The sequence below is a fragment of the Nocardiopsis ganjiahuensis DSM 45031 genome (assembly GCF_000341085.1).
Classification (GTDB): domain Bacteria; phylum Actinomycetota; class Actinomycetes; order Streptosporangiales; family Streptosporangiaceae; genus Nocardiopsis; species Nocardiopsis ganjiahuensis.
On record NZ_ANBA01000011.1, the window covers coordinates 41,987 to 61,390 of the forward strand.

Sequence of the window (19,404 nt, forward strand, 5' to 3'; positions counted from 1 at the left end):
ACAGGATCGAACAGGGGATCTTGGCCGTATATTAGCCGCAGCAAGATCACCCGAAGCAGGAATCACTACCCAACGCAACACAGCAATTACAAGAAAGAATCGACCCAGAAAGGTTCCCATGCCCCCATTTCAGAGGTCAATAGAATATACAGAGATCGACATTAAGGGTAAAAAAATAAGACTAAAAGACAAGAAGGGAAACATCTACACAATTCCAAATGAGGGAGAAATCCACAATGAAGAAAAGGTAATTGACAGGATGCGCTACTACCACAGGAGAGGAGAGATGGAGTTTACTCTATTTGACGGATTCAGATTCAACAACCTACTCCCGATAAGCGAAGAAGCGGCGACGATACCTGCCGCGCCTGTAGTTTATCTGGATCAATGCCACTGGAGCACCTTGGCAAAATACCAATACATGCCAGAAAAAGTTCCAAAAAAGGATCATGAAAATATCAAAGAGATCACTGAACTGGCAAGTGCAGGAAAGGTTGTTCTTCCCCTTTCTGCTGGGCATCTAGTGGAGACAACTGCCCTCTACGAGGCACCTAGATTAAACCTGGCAAAGACGATGCTGAAGCTCTCTCGTGGATGGCAAATGGTCCACCCTCTCTCGATACGTGTGGTCGAGCTTGTTTCGGTATTCAAAGAGAGATACAAGGGCCTACCCCGCGATCACATCACCCCTTTCACATTGAAACCAGGAAGAATATATCACGACTTTGGACACACACAAGAGGACGAATATGAAGAGCAGCCACTCCCCGATGAGGTGAAGTACCTCAACAGATGCCTCATTCACACTTCATCCCTCTGTTCAACGCTGCTGGATCCGGAAAAGATAGAGCCTACGGATACAGAATGGGGAAGAAGATTCGAGAACATAGCCAAAGAGATGAAAGAAATGAAACTGAGCCCCAAGACAAGGAAGGAGCACAGTACGATGTTCGCCCTGACCGACTTGACCGACTCAATTCCCATAGCCGCAGCCTTGGCCGGAATATCAAGGAGCCAACTAGAAGACTGGTTTCAGCACAAGCACAGAGAAGACATGGCAAAAATGCCTTCGATTGGCCTTTTTGCAGACATACTAGAGACCAGGCTCAAAAATCCTCAGGAGAAGTGGCCCACAAATGATCTGATCGATGTTACATATCTGGGCCCTGCCTCAGCCTATGCTGACGTCACAGTCGCCGAAAGGAAGGCCACCAACTACATCAGCAAATCCTGGGGAGAAAGAGACGGCAATGCCCCCGTATTTAAGAGCATACCGGAGGCCATGGAAGAAATAAGAAAGAAGGTCCAAGAGAACACAGCACGGAAGCCCTGATTAATGCACCCCGGGAGAGCCAATCATCCAACCTTCCCATGATCAAAGTGCTTTGGGGATTCGCGGCGAATTCCACGAACCCCCAAATCTCTTGCATCTCTCCGAGTTATCTTCCTGATCTACTGTCGTCAGTTTCTTCCCAAGTGCGGTTCATCGCGCCCTTGAGGGTTTCCACGTGGTCGACCACGGGCTCGATACCGAAGGAGCGCAGGAGCAGCATTGCGGCGTGCTCCGGCTTCGGGTCGTCTTGAGCGAGCGGTTCGAGCCCTTCGCTTTCCAGGAGTTCCCGCACCTGGCGCACAAGCTTGTTGCGGTCGTAGCTCTGATACATGCTTACGCCTCCCAGCGCTTGCCGGTGATCCGCTCGTAGACCTCGATGTAGCGGGCTCGGGTCGCTTCCACGATCTCATCCGGGATCTCGGGGCCGGGCGGGGTGCGGTCCCAGTCGGTGACCGTGCTGGACCAGTCCCGGACGAACTGCTTGTCGAACGCGTGCTGGGGCCTGCCCGGCTGCCAGTCGTTCGCCGGCCAGAACCGCGACGAGTCCGAGGTCAGCACCTCATCTGCGAGCACGAGCGTACCGTCCGCCGCACGGCCGAACTCCAGCTTGGTGTCAGCGATGATGATGCCGCGCTCAGCCGCGATCTCAGCGCCGCGCTTGTACACGTCCAGGGTCACCGTGCGCAGGCGGTCAGCGGTCTCCTGGCCGATCTCCTCGACCACGTCGGCGAAGGTGATGAACTCGTCGTGGCCCTCGGTCGCCTTGGTGGTGGGGGTGAAGATCGGTTCGGGGAGCTTGGATGCCTCCACCAGGTCCTCGGGGAGCTTGATCCCCGACACGGTGCCCTGCTTCTCGTACTCCTTGAGCCCCAGGCCCGCGAGGTAGCCGCGGGCGATCCACTCCACGGGGAGCATGGTGAGCTTCTGGCAGCGCACGGCCCGTCCGGCCCACTCTTCGGGCACGTCGGTGGCGGAGATGATGTGGTTGGGCACCACGTCGGCGAGCTGCTCGAACCACCATAGCGAGAGCTGGGTGAGGATCTTGCCCTTGTCGGGGACAGGGGTGGGAAGAACAACGTCGTAGACGCTCACGCGGTCCGAGGCCACCAGGATGAGGTCATCACCGTCGGCGTAGACGTCGCGCACCTTGCCTGAGTGCAGCAGTTCCATGTCGCTCCTACCTGGAGATCTCGTAGTTATAGGTGGCCCAGCGACGGGCCACGGAGACGGACTGGCCGAACTCGATCACGTCGCCGTCGGCGTTCAACACCCAGTTCTGCTTGCGCAGTACCGGGGAGCCGAGCGGGATGCCCAGAGCCGCGGAGTCCTCTTCTGAGGCGATGTCGGCGCGGAGCTGGTCCTTGCCGGCGGCGGGGGTGAGGCCCGCCTTCTCCTCGACGTACTTCGGGGTGCCCTGGGGCAACCGCTTCGCTTCCAGCAGCAGCGGGGCGGTGTCGGCCAACTCCCCGTGGAACCAGGACGTGCTGGCCGAAGAGGGCACGTCGTCCCGGAGGGTGACCCGCTGGCGCCGGATGACGTTCGTACCTTCGGGAACACCGAGAGCGTCTGCGACTTCCTCGGGGGCCGGCACCAGTTCGGCGGAGCGGATCTCGGCACGTTCGTTCGCCGCGTAGATCCGGCCTTCCAGACTGCGAATCACACGGTCCTTGGCACTGGCCGCCGCCTGTTCGCGGGTGACGATGCTGCCCTTGCCGGGTTCACTGCGCACCAGGCCCTCAGCCTTGAGCACCCCGACGACCTTGGTCGCGGTCGCCAGCGAGATCTTCCACTTCGCAGCGATAGCGCGAACGGAATCGATCTTCTGCCCGTCCTGGAGGACTCCGGACTCGATCTCGGCCTTGATGTGCTTGACGACCTGCATGTAGGGCGGGTCAGTGCGTTGGACCTGAGGGGACACGTGTGACTCCTTCGTGGTGAACGTGATCAGTGTACTAGAACGCATATATGTCCATGCGGGTGACCTGGGGCTCCATGGCCTGCAACACCTGAGGGCCAAGGAATATGCCAACTGTACTAGAACAGATACAGGTCGCGTGCTATAACAGTTCTACGGCCACAGGCCGCAGCCCGGAAGAGGACTCCGGTGACCAGGGCAGAGCCCTGTCCGCCGCGTGGAATCCCGGAGCACACGAGCTTTAACAAGCCCTTGAGGCACATAGCGAGCAAGCCCTGACGCCACCCCGAGCAGACAAGGGGCGGCGACGGGAAGACGTAGCCACGGCACCCAGACCTCGTGCTCTGCCTTCACCAGGACAGAACGGAATGGCCGCGCCGCACCCCAGGGGTGCCTGTCCTCTCTCAACTCCCGGCACAACACGGGAGCGCGAGACGGGGGCGGGGACCACCCGGGTCCACCACCACATCCCCCAGACAACAACGAGCCCCGCCGGGATGCCGCCCAGCGGGGCTCTCACGCACCTGTTCACCTGCGAGGAGAAGCACATGCGCACCACCATGATGCCGTCCCCGACGGCCCTCGAAACCCCCATCACCGCCCCCAAGGGCCTCTTCGAGGTCACCCCGGCCACCCTGGCCGCGCTCGACATCACCGACGGCGCCGACCTGTTCGCCGCCGACCTCGACGACGAGACGTGCGAGGAGCGCGCCGCCCGTGTGTCGGCCGCGGCCGACATCCTCGACGACCGCCTGAGCGAGATCGCCGCACAGGCCGTGACCCCCGAGGTCATCCGGGGGTGGTCCGTGTGAGCCCCGAACACCTGCCCGTGATGATCGCGACCGCCGTGGTGGTCCTGCTGCTCGTGATCGGGGCACTGCGGGTGGCCGCCGCTTACCGCCGCACACGCCGGACCCTGCGCCGCTGGGGCCGCACCCGCCTGACCCTCACCCAGCACCCCCGCCGCACTCGGAAGGGAGCCCGACGTGGCTGAGCTGATCTCGCTGTTCGCGTTCCTGGTCACCGCCGCCCTGTTCATCCACCTGGTCGGGTTCCCACTGATCGAGCGGCGCTCGGACCTGGAGACCCTGACCCGCCTGTCCAAGCTCAAGGAGGACAAGTGAGCTTCCCCAAGAAGCAGGGCCAGGGGCGGCCCGAACAGGCCACCCCGGTGACCGCCGAAGAGATCCAGCGGACGGTTCAGGCCGCCAAGGCGCTGGAGTCGATCCCGGGCCAAGAGCTGTTGGAGGACCCGGCGCTCAACCCCGCCACCCGGGCCAAGTACGACCAGTTGACCGCTGAGCGGCTGGAAGCGGCGTTGCAGGCTGATCACCGCCGCAAGCTGGCCGAGGCCGCTGAGCGGGCCCGGGTCGCCGAGGAGGCCGCGCAGGTGGCCGAGATCATCGACCGTGCCCGCCGGGCCACCTCCCCGGCCCGAACCATCCTGGACATGAGCCGCCATCAGCGCACGTTCGGGCGGGTGTCGCTGGCTGCGTCCCTGCTGCTGAGCGTGGGGTCCGCGATCGGTCTCGGTGCCTTGGTCGAAACCCAGGGCGGACCGGTACCGGTCGGGTGGGTCGCTGAGGTCGGTCTGACCGGGCTGTCCACCGCTGTGATCATCTGGCGTGGCCTGCTGGCCCGCGCCGGAACCAAGATCGACGACCGCACCGGGCGGCTGTTCCTGGCCCTGATGGTCGTGCCGCTGCTGATCTCGATCGTGGGGTCCTACTTCGGGACCGGGCCGGTCGGGGTCGCGTGCTCGGTCGGCTCCGCCCTCTTCGCCGGGCTCACCTACCTGATCAACACGTCCGCTTCCGCAGCGATCTCGCAGTCGATCGCCAAGATCGACCAGCACCAGACCACCGACGTGCGGCCGTCTGAGCGCCCTGCTCACACCGAGCCCGCCCGTGCGAGCGCTCCGCTCGCACGACCTGCCGGTGATGGTCTGGAAGAGGTCGGGGAAGCCATCGCGGAAGGGGCGTCGGACTGGCTGCGCTCGCACGGAAACCCGTCTGAGCGCTCGCACGGAACCGACCGCTCGCACGGCGAGACCGACCTCCCGGACGTCTCAGAGGAACCCCAGGTCAACCCGTCTGAGCGCCCCCGCTCACACGAGGATGACGAAGCCTCTGAGCGGTTGCTGACTGCGCAGGAGCGGCGCCGTTTGGAGGGCGAGAAGAACCGCATGGCGGTCGCCCGGATCCTGCGGGAGCGCCCCGACGCTCTCACAGCCGAGATCGCTCGGGAGACCGGTCTCGGGGTGTCCACGGTCCGCCGCATCCGCCGCGAGATCGAGGAGGGCGGGACCTCATGAAGCCGATCAAACACCGGCCCAAGGTCCGCCGCTGGAAGGAGGAGACCAGCCAGGGGGAAGCCTGGTGCTACTCCGTCTACTGCCAGTGCGGGCAGGAATTCGACGAGCACTACGCCAAGCAGCTCGCGGACAACGACCGGCTGCGTCACCTGAGCGAGGTCGCTCCGCCGCCTGCAGAGCGGTGCCGCGACCCCAAGCGCCACCGCTGCCAGCCGCACGACCGGTGTCCGGTCTGCGCCGACCAGTTGCCCCTTCCCGGCTTCGAGGGTCTGGAGGCGACCGTATGAGCCGCCCTGACCGGCGCACCCGTCTGCGGGCCGCCGCCACCTTCGCTGACCACCTGCTCTGCCACCTCGATTCCCTGATCAGCGCGCGCTTGGACATCCGCCCGATCCGCTCCCAGCTCGCCGACTTCGCCGCGTGGCTGGGCACCACTTGGCGCACCCACCTGCACGCCGCGCACGTGCGCCGCTACGGCCCCGGCCGCGGGGTCATCGCCGTGGTCATCAACCGCCCCCACACCACCGAAGACAAGGAGAGCCCCTGTGAGCGCTGAAGCCAAGTACGCGCGCGATCTGTTCAACGAGCTGGCCGACCGCGAGTTCCACACCGGTACCGACATCCGCGAGTACACCGACGGCCTGCGCCGCCTCTCCCGAGCTCTGGCCATGGAGCTGGAGTACTCCGCCCAGGAGCTGGAAGCGGTCCTCAAGGACCTGCCCCCGGCGGACGGGGAGTCGCACATGGCGGTGCGCCGCAAGGCCCGCACCATCGCCAAGCACCTGCGCCGCGCCGCTGAGGCCCAGCGCACCGTCGGGATCGAGGGCGCCCGCACCTGGGGATCGCTGACCAAGCACTTCGAGCACCTGATCAAGCCCAAGAAGAAGCGCAAGGTCATCGACCTGGACGCCTGACCACCCACCACCCGGGGGCCGCCCGCGGGCGGCCCCCACCCCCACACGAGAAGGAGAAGCAGCATGGCTCGCAACGAGCTGGCGGTGCGCGACCGCAACAGCGCTGAGGTGGCGGTGCGGCGCGGCGCAACCTTCATGGACTACGTCCGCCCCTGGATGGCCGCCCCCGCCCTGATCCCGGCCGGGTTCCTCACCCACTGGATGTGGGGCGACCTCGGTTGGGGCACCGGGCTGGCCGCGGCCGCGATCGCGGCGGCCGGCGGGGTGGTCACCTATGCCGCCCACCACCTGACCACCGCCCGCACCTGGTACGCCCACCACATCTCCACCGCGATGATCGGCGGTGCCACCGGCTGGTTGGCGCTGGCCACCGCGTTCGGCCCCGGACGCCCGCTGATGGACGCCCTGCTGATCGGTGGAGCCATGCTGGCCGCCACAGCGGACGTGCACCTGTGGGCACGCGGGCAGGGCAACGGCGAACCCTCTCGCAAGGGCGCGGGCCGGGTGCTGCCCACCTTCTCCGAGGTGGCCGAGATGCTGCACTTGAAGGACATCAAGGCCAAGCTGACCGCCGATACCGAGATGCAGCAGCGTCACTCCCTGACCTTGGAGAACGGCGAGACGGCGGAAGGTCTCCAGAACCGGAACAAGGAACTCGCGTCCGCCTACGGGGTGGCTCCCGGCGCGATCCGGGTGATCGAGGACCCCTCCCGCGCGGACCGCGCGGAGCTGGTCATCACCAAGCAGGACGTCATGGGCCAGCTCATCCCCTGGGAAGGGCTGAGCGCCGCCGAGATCGGTGTCGGCATCGCGGACCGGCCGCTGCACTTGGGCACCTACGAGGACGGGGAGCCCTTCCACAACCAGATCACCAACCGGCACAGCCTCACGGTTGGCATGGCGGGTGCGGGCAAGAGCGTGTACGGCAAGGTCAAGATGGTTCAGATCGCCGCACGGCGCGACACGTTCACGCTCGCGATCGACCTCGCCAAGGGTCGTCAGACGCTAGGCCCCATCTCGGGTGCGATCGGGTGGCCCGCCTACAGCAAGAAGGACGCCAAGAGCCAGCTGGCCGCGATCAAGCGCGCGATCAAGGCCCGCGCGAACCACCTCGCCGACCAGGGGCACTCGCAGTGGGTGCCCGGGTGCGGGCTGACCTTCCTGCACATCCTGGTCGAAGAGGCCGCAGAGGTCGTGGACTTCGACGAGATCGTGGAAGTCGCGCGGGTCTCCCGCTCGGTCGGGATGCACCTGGACCTGTCCTTGCAGCGCGCGACCTGGGGCAACCTCGACACCGACACCCGCGCCAACCTCGGTGACGGCCTGTGCTTCGGGGTGCGTGACCACGCGGACGCCAGCTTCGTGCTCCCGGACTACGTGACCGAGGCCGGGTGCGACCCCTCCCGCTGGCGCAAGTCCAAGCCCGGCGCGGCCTACGCCGCGATCGAGCACACCGACCCCGACCGGCACGTGGTCGCGGTCAAGATGTTCGGCCCGCCCTCGACCGACCCGGCCGAAGAGAACAAGGTCTTGACCGCCGCCGCCGACTCGTTGCCGGACCAGGACACCAAGTTGGACCCCATCACCCGCGCTGCGTTCGGCTCCGAGTATGCGACCTACCTCGCGAACCGCACCAGCGGCGCTCCGGCCGCGACGGCCACCACCGACCGCCAGCAGGAGCAGGCCATGGCACCCGCACCGAGCGAGGACCAGGACCGCGAGGAGATCGACCCGGTGACCTTCACCATCCCCGATGACGACCCGGACGTGACCGCTGACCTGGACACCGAACTCGCCCCGGTCGAGGGAGAGGACTTCGTGCTCCCGTCCCGGACCCGCAAGGGCACCCCGGCCAGCGCTGAGGAGGCCCGCGCGGCCCTGGACAGCCTGATGCAGGAGTGGGGCTCCGGGCACGAGTTCAAGGCCTTCGACCTCAAGACCGCACTGGCGGACATGGGGGTGGAGCGCAAGAAGAGCTGGCTCTACAACCAGCTCCGCCGTCTGGAGTCCGAGGGCCGCCTGCGACACGAGGAGTCCGGCGACTGGACCGTGCTGGAGACCCGCGAACTGGTCAACGCCTAAGCGTCCAAACCGGCGTCCAGACCCTGTCCAGACCCTGTCCAAACCGGGTGTCCAGACCCTGTCCAAGCCCGGTTTGGACACCCGCTGACCTGTAACACCACGCCGGGGCGTCCACAGCGGCGTCCACACCGCGGCGACGGCCCCACCCTCAGCTTGCAGGCACCGGGTGGGGCCGTCTTCTCCCGAAACCGAGAGGACCCCAGTATGACCACCCAGACCACCAGCCGAGAACTTCAGCACACCGCCGCCCGAGTGCTCGTTGACCTGCTCTCCTCAGACCTGCCCGAAGTGGACTGGACCCTGTGGGCGACTGGAGGCGTCACCGCCAGCTTCGTCCCGCCCCGTCTGGGCATCGACCTGCTGGCGGGGCAGGCCACCTCGCACCAGGCTGTTCGGGACTGGGCCGCTTACCTGGGCACCGATGTGGAGCTGCGCTTCGGCACCACTCCCGACGCCCGCGCGATCGTGGACGGCATCGTCGTGCGGGTCTGGTGCGCCCCCAAGTTCCGGGACGACCTGAGCACCTCGGAGGGCTAGTGGCACCGGCCGACCCGAGCACGACGCGCGGACAGTGGCTGCGCTACGTCTACGCCACCAGCCGCGTACCCGACAGCGTGCGCGTGCTGCTGCTCGTGCTCGCGGAGCACATGGGCAACGACGGCCGTGTCGAGGTCAGCCGAGACGACCTCGCGGTCCTGCTCTCCCGAGCCCCGCAACGCATCTCCGGGCGCTACTCGCAGGCGATCGAAGCAGGGCTTCTCCAGCAGGTTCGTCGGGGTACCCGCGGTGCCAAGTCCGTGTTCCAGGCGGTCCTTCCCGAGGGCGAGTCCATCACCCCCGTGGGTGACACGTTTCCGGGGAAACGGGTGTCGGTCCCAAGTCCCGTTTCCGGGGAAACCGATCACCCCCGGGGAGGACATGTTTCCGAGGAAACGGATCACCCCCAGGGGAGACCAAGCGCCCCTGCTTCGTCGCCCCCGGGGGTGATGAAGAGCGAGGCCCCTATAAGAGAAGGTTCGCGCGACCAGCCGTCACAGGACACACCGACGGCCCCCGCGACACAGCCCGACGCACCGGCACACACCGGCCACAAACGCGTCAACGCGCTCGCCACCGTCTACCACCGCGCCACCAACGGCATGGGCGACTGGAACAAGACCCGCGCGGTCGTCAAGAAGGCCCTGACCAACGGCTACTCCGACGACGACATCACACGCGGGCTCGAACACGTCGCCGCTGAAGGCCGCTTCGCCCTGACCGCCGACACCCTGCGCATCGCGATCAACCGCACCCGACCCCGACCTCAACTCCGGGTCGTAGGCGGCCACACCCCGTACCGGAACCCCGACGACTACGGCGACAACCCCGACCCCTGGTCCTGAGAGGAAGCGCATGCACACCACGGCCGACACCCAGTTCCTCGCCCGGCTCGCACGCATCACCCGCGAGAAGGGCTTCGACACCACTCCCGGCCCTGTGGACGACGCCCCCGACCCCGAACTCCCCGGACACCCCACCTACCACCACAGGCAGCGCGTCAACGCCGCCCTGACCAAGTTCGAGAGAGTCGCGCCGCCCCGGTACCTGACCGCCGCCACCGAGCACCCCACGGTGTGCGACTGGGCCGACCGGGTCGCCGCTGACGTCACGCAGGCGCCGTCCCTCATGCTCTGGGGCGGCACCGGTACCGGCAAGACCCACGCGGCGTTCGGAGCGGTGCGCAGGATCGCCCTGACCGGCCCGGCGCGGTTCGGGTTTCTGGCCACCACGTTCCCGGACCTGTACGCCGCGCTCCGCCCCGGCGCGGGCAGCGACGAAGAACGCGAACGCCTCATGCGGCGCGTGCTGAGCGTGCCCGTGCTGCTCCTGGACGACCTGGGCACTACGAAGTCCTCGTTGTGGACTGAGGAGACCACCTACCGGATCGTCAACCACCGCTACAACCGCATGCTCCCGGTGATCATCACCAGCAACGAGCCGCCCGCCGCCCTCCCCGAGCTGCTGGGCGACCGGATCGCGTCCCGGCTGATCGAGATGACGACCCGAGTCGAGATGACCGGCGCGGACCGGCGGCTCACCCGATGAGCCCCGCTGCCCGCACCCATGAAGACGGCCCCGGCCTGTACCGCCAAGCACCGCCGGAGCCGCGCCCCCGACCCCGTGAGAGGCAAGGAGCACTTCCCATCATGACCGACCGAACCAAGACGCGCCCGGGACGACCGGCGAAGACCCTCACCATCCCCCAGCAGCGCTCCCGGGGGTGGCTGACCGTGGACGAGTTCTGCGGGGAGCTGATGATCAGCCGCGACACCTTCTACGACTGGCGCAAGAAGGGCCGTGCCCCCAAGTGCGCGAAGCTCCCCAACGGGTCCCTGCGCATCCGCCGGTCCGAGTTCGAGAAGTTCATGACCACCGCTGAGGACAAGGCCTGATGATCGACCCCGACGACCTGAGCTACAAGGCCTCCGTGTGGAAGGTGACCGTCTACAAGGGCACCCGGGGCGCGACCTACCGCGTGCGCTGGAAGGTCGGCACCGAGGAGTTCAAGGAGCCGTTCAAGAAGCGGGCACAGGCCGACGCCTTCCGTTCCCAGCTCGTGCAGTCGCAGAGCCGGGGCGAAGCGTTCAGCCTGTCCAAGGGACTCCCGGTGAGCATGCTCCGCGAGGAGCGGCCGGAGGTGTCCTGGTACGACTTCGCCGTCTCCTACGTGGATCACAAGTGGCCGGACATCTCCGCCAAGCACCGGGGGAACATCGCGTTCGCCCTGATGATGGCGACTACCGCGCTGTTCACCACCGAGCGGGGTATGCCGGCACCGGCGCTGCTCCGGGCCGCGCTACGGCGCTGGGCCTACAGCAAGACCTACCGCGCGGCCGAACGCCCGCGGGAAGTCGACGACGCGCTGCGCTGGGTCGCCCGGCACACCCGCCCGGTCGGGGATCTGGCCGACCCGAAGGTCGCGGAAGCCGCTATTCGCGCGGCTACGCGCGATCTGGAGGGACGCAAGCTCGTGATCGGTTCCCAGCGGCGCAACCACGGCATCCTCAAGGCCGCGCTGGCCTACGCGGTGAGTGAAGGGCTGCTCGAACGGAACCCCATCGGGGACCTGGAAGCCACGTCTTCCCGCTCGATCCACCAGGTCGACCGGCGGTGCGTGGTCAACCCCGAACAGGCCCGGAACCTCCTCGACAACGTCCGCGAGTACGGCTACGAGGAGACCGAACGGCGCCGGGGCATGAAGTCCGGTCCCCGCCTGGTCGCCTTCTTCGGAGCGATGTACTACGCGGCGCTGCGCCCCGAGGAGGCGGTGAACCTGCGCAAGCACAACCTGTCCCTGCCCGCTCCCCGCACCGACACGACCGGAGCCACGGTCTACGACTGGGACGAGATCTACGTGGAGGAGGTCACCCCGGACGCCCGCCCCGAGTTCACCGACGATGGCACGAGCCGGGACACCCGGCGCGGCCCGAAACAGCGCGAGGCCGGAGAGGTCCGGCCGGTCCCCTGCTCCCCCGAGTTGACCCAGCTGTTCTGGGAGCACCTGGAGGAGTTCGGCACCGACCCCGAAGGAAGGCTGTTCACCGGAGTACGCGGCGGACCGCTGGCAACGATCACCTACCGGCGTGCGTGGGCGTGGACCCGCGGTGCGGTCCTGAGCGAGGCTGAGGCGCGCTCTCCGCTCGCGAGGCGCCCCTACGACCTCAGGCACACCTGCGTGTCCACGTGGCTCAACGCGGGCGTCTCGGAGACGCTCGTGGCCCAGTGGGCCGGGCACAGCGTGGCAGTGCTCAAGAAGATCTACGCGAAGTGTCTCGTCGGAGAGGAGGACCGCGCCAAGCGCCAGATCGAGGAGGCCCTACGCCGCTCCTGAACGTGGACGCGCATTGGCCGTAGGCACCCACCGAAGCCCACCACCGGTCACCGACAACCACCGACGCACGAAAAGGCCCCGCCACCTGTTTTCGCAGGTGGCGGGGCCTTTTTGCATGTCTGTGTGTTGTGGCTAGGGGCGGGGTCGAACCGCCGACCTTCCGCTTTTCAGGCGGACGCTCGTACCAACTGAGCTACCTAGCCGCGGCGCCGATTTCCTCGGCGACGCTTGCGGTCCTGACGGGATTTGAACCCGCGGCCTCCACCTTGACAGGGTGGCGAGCACTCCTAACTGCTCCACAGGACCTTGTTCAGTTGTCACATCCGGCCGTACTGGCCCGGTGTGTGGCTGCGGTTCTCATTCTGCCAGATGTCCGACAGTGCTCTGACCGCTTCGTACCCCCAACGGGATTCGAACCCGCGCTACCGCCTTGAAAGGGCGGCGTCCTGGGCCGCTAGACGATGGGGGCCCGTGTAGACAGCCTAAGCATAGGGGAGATTCCCACCAACACCAAAGTGATTGCCCGAGCCGGTCCGAACCTTCATGACCTGCGGCGGCACGAGGGCTACGACGCGTCCTCCGTGGGGCTCGGATCCGCGTCCTCGTCCTCCTCGTCCTCGACCGGTTCGCCGACCTGACGCTCAGGATCCTCTTCGATATGCCGTTCGACCTGCGCGGACGTGAGACCGATGCCACCGAGGTCGATGTCGTCACGGGCCTGGAGACGGCCGGTTTCGGCGTCGAAGTAGAGAACCGACGCCTGGTAGGGAGTCGGTCGGCCGGAACCGTGATCCAGCCCACGTAGTCCGGCGCCGCCGGTGGACCCCTGGATGAGGAACCTGGTGCCCAGATCGGTGAGTTCGGTGGAGCGCAGGTGCTCGTTCCCGGCCAGGACCAGCGGGACCACACCGTCGAACGGCTGCGCCTGGCCGCGCGTGTGCAGGATCGCGACGTCCACCTCGTCGCTGCCGCCCGCGACCGAGGCCGCCTGCTCCTCGCCCAGAGCGGCCACACCCGCCGCGTCGGGGTTGAGCCGGGTGGCGTCCGGGGTGAACCGGGGGTCCCCCGCCCCGTAGAAGGTCAGTCCCCCGACCTCCTCGACGCCCCCGTCCAGGACCACGGCGTTGGGCTGGGCCTCCACCGCGCGCTGGGTACCCATGGAGTCGTGCTGCCCGCGCACCCACACGTAGGGCACGTCCAGCTTGCCGATCTCGTCGGCGAAGACGTCCTCCGCCGCACTGCCGCGGTCGGTCAGGTCACCGGAGTCCACGATCACGTCCACCCCGTACTGCTCCTGCAGGGTGCTGATGATGCTCCACGAGGCCGGGTTGAGCTGGATGTCGGACACGTGCAGCACCCGGATGACCGACTCGTCCTCGTCGTAGACCGGCAGCGAGGAGGTGGCCTCGTAGAGCATCGACACGTTGCCGACCAGCCCGGCGAGCTGCTCCTGGTACTCACTGAACCGGCTGACCACGTCGTCGGCGCTGCCCACCACCTGGGGGGCGCCCGCGATGAGACCGGTGTAGCGCGGTTCGGCGATGGCGCTCGGGTTGAAGGTGAGGCCCGCCAGGCCGCCGAAACCCACCAGGACGGCCAGCGAGGTGACCCCGCTCGCCAACGCGCGCCAACCGCTGCGGAACAGCAGGAGGCCCATCACGGCCGCGCCCGCGGTCGCCGCGAGCACGGAGCGCAGCAGGAGGGCGATCACGCCGCTGGTGAGGTCCGAGCCGATGCCCGCGGCCATCCGGTTGATGGCGTCGGGGTCGGCGAACATCTCCTCGGCCGCGGCGAGCCGGATCTCGGTGATGGTCGCCTCGAGCTTCAGGGGCGCCGCATGGGTGTCGAAGGCCAGCTGGCCCAGGGGGGCGACATTGACGACGGTCTCGCCGTGCCACTGGGGGCTCAGGGAGAAGGTGACGTCGGCCGGACCGATCGGTGTGACCACCTGACCGCCGAGGGCCAGTCCCAGCCAACCCCCGACCAACCCCGCGACGACGACGCAGCTCCAACGCCACAGACGCCCGGCACGCCATCGGCGGAGGGCCTCCCGGGACCGTTCGAGGGCCCCCCGAAAGTCGTAAGCGCGAATCTCTCCCCAAGACAACACACCCCCATCATGCCGTTGACGGAAGCTGTTCCCAATATTTCCTCCCCTCCAGAGTGTTATGTCTCTTCCTTGCCGCTCCGGGAAGGCAGCACAATGGCAGGCGTGGTTGAACTGACGCGCAGGGACTTCGAGGAACTGGTGGCCGACGCCCTGGACCAGATCCCGCCGGAGCTGGCACAGCTCATGGACAACGTGGTGATCACGGTCGAGGACGAGTCCCAGGAGGGTCTGCTCGGTCTGTACGAGGGGATCCCGCTGACCGAACGCGGCGACTCCTACTTCGGCGTGCTCCCGGACCAGATCTTCATCTACCGGCTCAACATCTGCTCGATCTGCGAGTCCCCGGAACAGGTGGTGGACGAAGTCCTCATCACCGTCGTCCACGAGATCGCCCACCACTTCGGCATCGACGACACCCGGCTCACCGAGCTCGGCTGGGGCTGAGCGTTCCGGAGCCGGCCTCCGGGGCCGACTGCTTCAGGAACGACCCGAAAGGCATCGGGACTCCGTCGGCCGATAATCACTCAGAGTGACATTCGGATGAGCATTCATCCGAAGATCCCATAAATAAGGGCCCCGCCGAGCGATTTTGCATTTGCAATCACGCGTCGGCATGCAACAACACCCTCCGCGCCATCTGCCGCGCCAAGCCCTCGCAAACCCCTCCCGTTCAACCGGGGCCACCTGGGAAAACCATCGGGTCGTCAGTCCCGAAGGGCGACACGGAATCACACCGGGGGAATTACCCGGAGCAACGAATCAGACACGAATTTCCCCAACCGACTTGCCAGTCAGGCCACCTTCCGGAACCGTTGGTCATTGGAGCACGACTCAGCGTGATTTCACCCCTGTGACAGTGAGGGAGTGCCGGGTGGGCAATCCGAGCCTCGACAAAGCCCCTGACGGCGGAGAGCAAGAGTCTTCGGAGGCGCAGGCCGACAAATGGCGCAGCAGTTACCGCGACGTCATGGCCATCGGCGAGTTCCGCTCCATGTGGTTGGCCCACGCCCTGTCGATGATCGGCACCAACCTGCTGAACATCACTTCCAGCGTCCTGGTCTACCAACTGACGGATTCGGCCTTCGCGGCCGGAATCACGCTGGCCGTGATGTTCCTTCCGCCGATTCTCGCCGGCCCCCTGTTCTCCGGGCTCACCGACATCCTGCCGCGACGCCAGGTGATGGTGGCCTGCGACGTGATCAGGGCAGTCGTCATCATGCTCGTCGCGATACCCGGCATACCGGTCTGGCTGGTCTGGGGGCTGCTGTTCGTCTCGATCCTGCCGTCGATCCCGTTCGCCGCGGCCCGGGCGGCCCTGCTCACCCAGATCGTCCAGGGTGAGCGCTACGTGGCCAGCACCGCGATCATCCAGCTGACCGCCCAGTTCGGAATGCTCCTCGGGCTGATCGCGGGCGGTGTGATCGTCACGTTCGTCGGCCCCAACATCACTCTGCTGTCGACGGGCATGCTCTTCGTCCTGTCCGCGCTGATCCTGCGGTTCGGGGTCAGGGCCCGGCCCACCCCGGCCCGGGAGCGGTCCGACGAGAAGCGGCCCGGATTCCTGGTGACGATCAGGGACGGCGCCAAGCTGGTCTTCAGCGACCCGAAGCTGCGCACCCTCGCCCTGCTCGCCTGGCTCGCGGGCCTGTACTCGGTCCCCTACGGGCTGGCCAACCCCATGGCCGCCGAAGCGGGCGCCGGGCCGGCCGCGGCCGGCTTCATCATGGCCGGGCAGTCGATCGGCGCGCTCGTCGGCGGTTTCGTGCTCACCCGGCTGATCCCCCCGCCCACCCGGGTCCGGCTGCTCGGGCCGCTCGCGATCCTCACCTGTGTGCCGCTGCTGCTCTGGGTGCTCCAGATGCCGCTGTGGATGATGATCGGGGCCCTGGCGCTCTGCGGGGCCGCCGGCTCCTACCAGTTCGTGGCCAACGCGGCCTTCGTCCTGTGTGTGCCCAAGGAGGGCCGCGGTCTGGCCTTCGGCCTGGTCGCCTCTGGGCTCCAGGCCGCGCAGGGCCTCGGCATCCTGCTGTCCAGCTACTTCGTCGAGATCACCGGTACCAGCACGGTCATCGCCGGAGCGGGCCTGCTCGCCCTGCTCTCCGCGATCGCCCTGTCGGTCCCGTGGGCGCGGATGTCCAAGGAGGTCTCCGCGCGGATGGAGGAGACCGAGTCGGAGACGGCCTCCTAGTGAGAGGCGGTCGCCCAGCGTTCGGAGCGGTGCTCGGCGGTCTGGTCGCGAGCCTCCTCGGGCTCGCGCTCCTCCCGCGGGACACACAGCTCACGACGCTGCCAGTCGGGGTGCGCGCGCAGGCTCCACATCAGTTACCACCTGACTTTCCCTGGAAGTTGCGGATGATCTGCTCCAGCAGGGAACGCCGCTCGCTCTCGGCCGGCATGAGCAGCCAGGCCAGAATGTAGATCGGGATACCCGCCATGCCCAGCAGGGCGAGGACGACGAAGATGATCCGGACGATGGTGGAGTCCACCCCCGTGTAGGCGGCGATGCCCCCACAGACACCGGTCAGGAAGCGGTCGGATTCGCTGCGCTGGAGCCGCTTGCTCCCGTGGTTCTCGTTCATACCTCCACCTTGCCCGCCAGTGACGACGATTCCCATCGGGGAGAGCCCTGGGCGGCCCCTGACTTACGTCCCCGACTCCTGAGGAGAGTCCGCTCCGGGGGCGCTGGCCCCGTGCCGGTTCGACGGATCCGGGGTCCGCGGGGTTCCTGAGGCGTGGAGCACACCGCGGCCCCGAACGGGCTCAGGGTTCCACTCGGGCGTGAGGGTTCCGGATGTGGGGGTTCCGGGCGGACGCGGGGATTCCGGGCGGGCTCAGGCGTCCGTCTCGGGGGCGAAGACCTCGCCCAGCGTCCGGAACGACTCCGCGAGGCGGTCCTTCAGCTCGTCGATCCCCGCTTCGGACTGGTCCGGGACCATCTTCATGGACTGGCGCACGGCGGACATCGCGGCCGCCGCGGCCAGCTGGGAACGCGGGTCGTCGTCGGGGGCGCCCGAGCGCTCGGCGATCGCCGAGGCCAGGCTCAGCTCCATGCTGTGGAAGCGGCCGAGGAGGCCGGGCAGGAGGTGGGGTTCCCGGGCCATGAGCAGCTTGCGCTGCGCCATGTCGGCCCGCCGCGTCTCGAGGTCGCCCGAACCGAGCAGGGAGGCCACCAGCAGGGCGCTGAGGTCCTCGACGAACACCCCCGTGGGGCCGCCCGCCGCGAACGCCTCTCGCACCGCCTCGTCCGGGACGCTGGTGACGTCGTCGAGGAGGGCGTCCTCCTTGGTCGCGAAGTAGTTGAAGAAGGTCCGGGGGGAGACGTCGGCCGCGGCCGAGATCGCCTCCACCGTGACCTTCTCCAGCCCGTGCTCCAGGGTGAGCCGCACCGCGGCCTCCCGCAGCGCTCGGCGTGTGGCCAGCTTCTTGCGTTCCCTCAGCCCCATGGGTCCTCCCCTTACACGGATAATTGTTGCATCTCGTGCAAATTTTCTCAATGTGTACTTTTTCATGCCACAGCACAAGAGGCCCGGCCCTGTCTGGGCCGGACCCCTCAGGGCCGGAGGCTCCGGGTCCCCTCAGGGACGGAACCCGTGCCGGCGTTCGGTGATCATCTCATTCCAGTCGGCATCAGGGCTTGCGACCGACCGCCCCGTACCCGTCCACCTCGGGCGGCACCCCGAAGCCGCTCACCTCGTACCGCCAGCGCGTGACCGAGACCAGACCGGGCTCCACCAGCTCCAGCCCTTCGAAGAAACCCCCGAGCTCCTCCGGGCTGCGCTGGACGTAGGGCACCGCCCCGCTCTCGTTGTACTGGTCGTGCGCCTCGACGTTGGCGTCACTGAGCACATTGGTGCCGTCGTTGATCACCAGATACCCGCCGGAGGGCAGAGCCGCCACCAGCTGACGCACCAGTCCCCGGGCCTCCTCGTAGTCGGGGATGTGCCCGAGGATGCCCATCAGCATCAAGGCGACCGGCTTCTCGAAGTCCAAGGACTTCCGGACGGCCTCCAGGATCACCTCCGGCTCCCGCAGGTCCGCGTGCACGTAGTCCGTGGAGCCCTCGTCCGTGCTGGTCAAAAGGGCCCGGGCGTGCGCCAGCACCAGCGGGTCGTTGTCCACGTAGACGATCCGCGCCTCCGGGGCCACCGCCTGGGCGACCTCGTGCGTGTTGTCCGCGGTGGGCAGCCCGGTGCCCACGTCGAGGAACTGCCGGATCCCGGCTTCTCCGGCCAGATAGCGCACGGTCCGGGCGAGGAAGGCCCGCGAGGCCCTCGCCCCCTGCGCCATCCCGGGAAAGACCTGGAGGAACTGCTCGCCGGCCTCCTGGTCCACGGGGTAGTTGTCCTTGCCACCCAGCCAGTAGTTCCAGACTCTGGCCGAATGCGGGACGGTGGTGTCGATCTCCATCTGCCTGCGCACCTCACTGCGTCCGAACGCCCCCCGTACCCGGCCCACCCTAGAACCCTTGCGAGCAAAGCATTCCAGCGCTCTGCGACCGCCCGTGGAAACCTGCACTGCGCCGGCCCTACCACTGCGGTAGAGTTGTCCCGGCGACGAGCCCGGTGCCGTCGTAGGGCCTTAGCTCAACTGGCAGAGCAGCGGACTTTTAATCCTGTTTCTGTGCACCTCTGTGGCACACCAGTCTGACCAGGTGAAACGTGACCATGCACGTGACCTCTGCAGCACAGTTCCGCTGCTGTGAGAATGGCCTGATCCGGCCATGATCACCGAATCACTCGCGTTTTCCATTTCACAGTCCGTGCGCTTTCCCGCCCGTTTTCCGCTACGCTCACCGCCATCGCCGCGCATCCCCGTTCCCTGCCCGGCGCACCGACGGAACCCCGTACCCAGCCTGCCCGTCTGAC

Annotated in this window: 24 protein-coding genes and 3 tRNA genes; 16 read left to right on the plus strand and 11 right to left on the minus strand. The window is 66.9% G+C overall.

Annotated features, from left to right (window positions below):
- Positions 1-118 precede the first annotated feature (118 nt).
- Positions 119-1,333, plus strand: coding sequence for a hypothetical protein (locus tag D458_RS36385; RefSeq protein ID WP_152521142.1), 1,215 nt, complete (start codon positions 119-121; stop codon positions 1,331-1,333).
- 106 nt (positions 1,334-1,439) lie between these two features.
- Here D458_RS36385 and D458_RS0115290 read toward each other — a convergent pair whose 3' ends face one another.
- From D458_RS0115290 to D458_RS0115300, 3 genes are read right to left on the minus strand one after another with little or no spacing between them, the layout of a single operon-like run.
- Complete coding sequence (locus D458_RS0115290) at positions 1,440-1,664, minus strand: hypothetical protein (protein ID WP_017587626.1); 225 nt, start codon at positions 1,662-1,664, stop codon at positions 1,440-1,442.
- 2 nt (positions 1,665-1,666) lie between these two features.
- Entirely contained in the window at positions 1,667-2,503 is an 837-nt protein-coding gene (locus tag D458_RS0115295) for a phosphoribosylaminoimidazolesuccinocarboxamide synthase (protein ID WP_017587627.1), read from the minus strand.
- 7 nt (positions 2,504-2,510) lie between these two features.
- Positions 2,511-3,251 carry a GntR family transcriptional regulator gene (locus D458_RS0115300; RefSeq protein ID WP_017587628.1) on the minus strand — a complete coding sequence of 247 codons (741 nt, stop codon included), beginning with the start codon at positions 3,249-3,251 and terminating at the stop codon, positions 2,511-2,513.
- 545 nt (positions 3,252-3,796) lie between these two features.
- Here D458_RS0115300 and D458_RS0115305 point away from each other — a divergent pair.
- The 13 genes from D458_RS0115305 (at position 3,797) to D458_RS0115370 (ending at position 12,429) form a co-directional block, all read left to right on the plus strand.
- Entirely contained in the window at positions 3,797-4,060 is a 264-nt protein-coding gene (locus D458_RS0115305) for a hypothetical protein (protein ID WP_152521143.1), read from the plus strand.
- A complete protein-coding gene (locus D458_RS0115310; RefSeq protein ID WP_026119333.1) occupies positions 4,057-4,242 on the plus strand; it encodes a hypothetical protein in 186 nt (61 codons plus the stop codon). Before D458_RS0115305 ends, D458_RS0115310 begins: the two co-directional genes overlap by 4 nt.
- On the plus strand, positions 4,235-4,372 hold the full coding sequence (locus D458_RS36995) for a hypothetical protein (protein ID WP_017587631.1): 138 nt from the start codon (positions 4,235-4,237) through the stop codon (positions 4,370-4,372). The genes D458_RS0115310 and D458_RS36995 overlap by 8 nt, the downstream gene beginning before the upstream one ends.
- Positions 4,369-5,562: a hypothetical protein gene (locus tag D458_RS0115320; protein ID WP_017587632.1), complete on the plus strand. Its 1,194-nt coding sequence runs from the start codon at positions 4,369-4,371 to the stop codon at positions 5,560-5,562. Before D458_RS36995 ends, D458_RS0115320 begins: the two co-directional genes overlap by 4 nt.
- Positions 5,559-5,849, plus strand: a complete 291-nt coding sequence (locus D458_RS0115325) for a hypothetical protein (RefSeq protein ID WP_017587633.1) — start codon at positions 5,559-5,561, stop codon at positions 5,847-5,849. Before D458_RS0115320 ends, D458_RS0115325 begins: the two co-directional genes overlap by 4 nt.
- Positions 5,846-6,118 carry a hypothetical protein gene (locus D458_RS0115330; protein ID WP_017587634.1) on the plus strand — a complete coding sequence of 91 codons (273 nt, stop codon included), beginning with the start codon at positions 5,846-5,848 and terminating at the stop codon, positions 6,116-6,118. The genes D458_RS0115325 and D458_RS0115330 overlap by 4 nt, the downstream gene beginning before the upstream one ends.
- Positions 6,108-6,476 carry a hypothetical protein gene (locus D458_RS0115335; RefSeq protein ID WP_017587635.1) on the plus strand — a complete coding sequence of 123 codons (369 nt, stop codon included), beginning with the start codon at positions 6,108-6,110 and terminating at the stop codon, positions 6,474-6,476. The genes D458_RS0115330 and D458_RS0115335 overlap by 11 nt, the downstream gene beginning before the upstream one ends.
- 63 nt (positions 6,477-6,539) lie before the next feature.
- Positions 6,540-8,558 carry an FtsK/SpoIIIE domain-containing protein gene (locus tag D458_RS0115340; protein ID WP_017587636.1) on the plus strand — a complete coding sequence of 673 codons (2,019 nt, stop codon included), beginning with the start codon at positions 6,540-6,542 and terminating at the stop codon, positions 8,556-8,558.
- A 204-nt stretch (positions 8,559-8,762) separates the two neighbouring features.
- Positions 8,763-9,095 (plus strand): hypothetical protein, encoded by a 333-nt coding sequence (locus tag D458_RS0115345; RefSeq protein ID WP_017587637.1) that lies wholly within the window; start codon positions 8,763-8,765, stop codon positions 9,093-9,095.
- Positions 9,095-9,940 carry a hypothetical protein gene (locus tag D458_RS36390; RefSeq protein ID WP_152521144.1) on the plus strand — a complete coding sequence of 282 codons (846 nt, stop codon included), beginning with the start codon at positions 9,095-9,097 and terminating at the stop codon, positions 9,938-9,940. The genes D458_RS0115345 and D458_RS36390 overlap by 1 nt, the downstream gene beginning before the upstream one ends.
- Positions 9,941-9,950: 10 nt before the next feature.
- Positions 9,951-10,643, plus strand: coding sequence for an ATP-binding protein (locus D458_RS0115360; RefSeq protein WP_017587640.1), 693 nt, complete (start codon positions 9,951-9,953; stop codon positions 10,641-10,643).
- A gap of 101 nt (positions 10,644-10,744) precedes the next feature.
- The gene (locus D458_RS33570) at positions 10,745-10,990 is read left to right on the plus strand and encodes a helix-turn-helix transcriptional regulator (protein ID WP_017587641.1); all 246 of its coding nucleotides are present in this window, start codon (positions 10,745-10,747) and stop codon (positions 10,988-10,990) included.
- Entirely contained in the window at positions 10,990-12,429 is a 1,440-nt protein-coding gene (locus D458_RS0115370; RefSeq protein WP_017587642.1) for a tyrosine-type recombinase/integrase, read from the plus strand. The genes D458_RS33570 and D458_RS0115370 overlap by 1 nt, the downstream gene beginning before the upstream one ends.
- Positions 12,430-12,558: 129 nt before the next feature.
- On the opposite strand, the gene D458_RS0115375 is transcribed toward D458_RS0115370, so the two are convergent.
- The 4 genes from D458_RS0115375 to D458_RS0115390 form a co-directional block, all read right to left on the minus strand.
- Positions 12,559-12,632, minus strand: a tRNA-Phe gene (locus D458_RS0115375).
- A gap of 28 nt (positions 12,633-12,660) precedes the next feature.
- Positions 12,661-12,735 (minus strand) — tRNA-Asp (locus D458_RS0115380).
- Between the two features lie 90 nt (positions 12,736-12,825).
- Positions 12,826-12,898 (minus strand) — tRNA-Glu (locus tag D458_RS0115385).
- A gap of 96 nt (positions 12,899-12,994) precedes the next feature.
- Positions 12,995-14,536: a metallophosphoesterase family protein gene (locus tag D458_RS0115390; protein WP_026119334.1), complete on the minus strand. Its 1,542-nt coding sequence runs from the start codon at positions 14,534-14,536 to the stop codon at positions 12,995-12,997.
- A 96-nt stretch (positions 14,537-14,632) separates the two neighbouring features.
- Here D458_RS0115390 and D458_RS0115395 point away from each other — a divergent pair, with 96 nt between their 5' ends.
- Together D458_RS0115395 and D458_RS0115400 are read left to right on the plus strand one after the other, a co-directional pair.
- Positions 14,633-14,983: a metallopeptidase family protein gene (locus tag D458_RS0115395; RefSeq protein WP_017587644.1), complete on the plus strand. Its 351-nt coding sequence runs from the start codon at positions 14,633-14,635 to the stop codon at positions 14,981-14,983.
- A gap of 427 nt (positions 14,984-15,410) precedes the next feature.
- A complete protein-coding gene (locus D458_RS0115400) occupies positions 15,411-16,727 on the plus strand; it encodes an MFS transporter (RefSeq protein WP_026119335.1) in 1,317 nt (438 codons plus the stop codon).
- Here D458_RS0115400 and D458_RS37940 read toward each other — a convergent pair.
- The 4 genes from D458_RS37940 to D458_RS0115420 all read right to left on the minus strand — a co-directional run bounded on the left by D458_RS37940 (position 16,724) and on the right by D458_RS0115420 (position 18,946).
- Positions 16,724-16,858 (minus strand): hypothetical protein, encoded by a 135-nt coding sequence (locus tag D458_RS37940; RefSeq protein WP_017587646.1) that lies wholly within the window; start codon positions 16,856-16,858, stop codon positions 16,724-16,726. The two genes, D458_RS0115400 and D458_RS37940, sit on opposite strands and share 4 nt — an antisense overlap.
- Positions 16,858-17,118 carry a PspC domain-containing protein gene (locus D458_RS0115410; protein ID WP_017587647.1) on the minus strand — a complete coding sequence of 87 codons (261 nt, stop codon included), beginning with the start codon at positions 17,116-17,118 and terminating at the stop codon, positions 16,858-16,860. The genes D458_RS37940 and D458_RS0115410 overlap by 1 nt, the downstream gene beginning before the upstream one ends.
- Before the next feature lie 252 nt (positions 17,119-17,370).
- A complete protein-coding gene (locus D458_RS0115415; RefSeq protein WP_017587648.1) occupies positions 17,371-17,982 on the minus strand; it encodes a TetR/AcrR family transcriptional regulator in 612 nt (203 codons plus the stop codon).
- A gap of 184 nt (positions 17,983-18,166) precedes the next feature.
- Entirely contained in the window at positions 18,167-18,946 is a 780-nt protein-coding gene (locus D458_RS0115420) for an SAM-dependent methyltransferase (protein ID WP_017587649.1), read from the minus strand.
- Positions 18,947-19,404 lie beyond the last annotated feature (458 nt).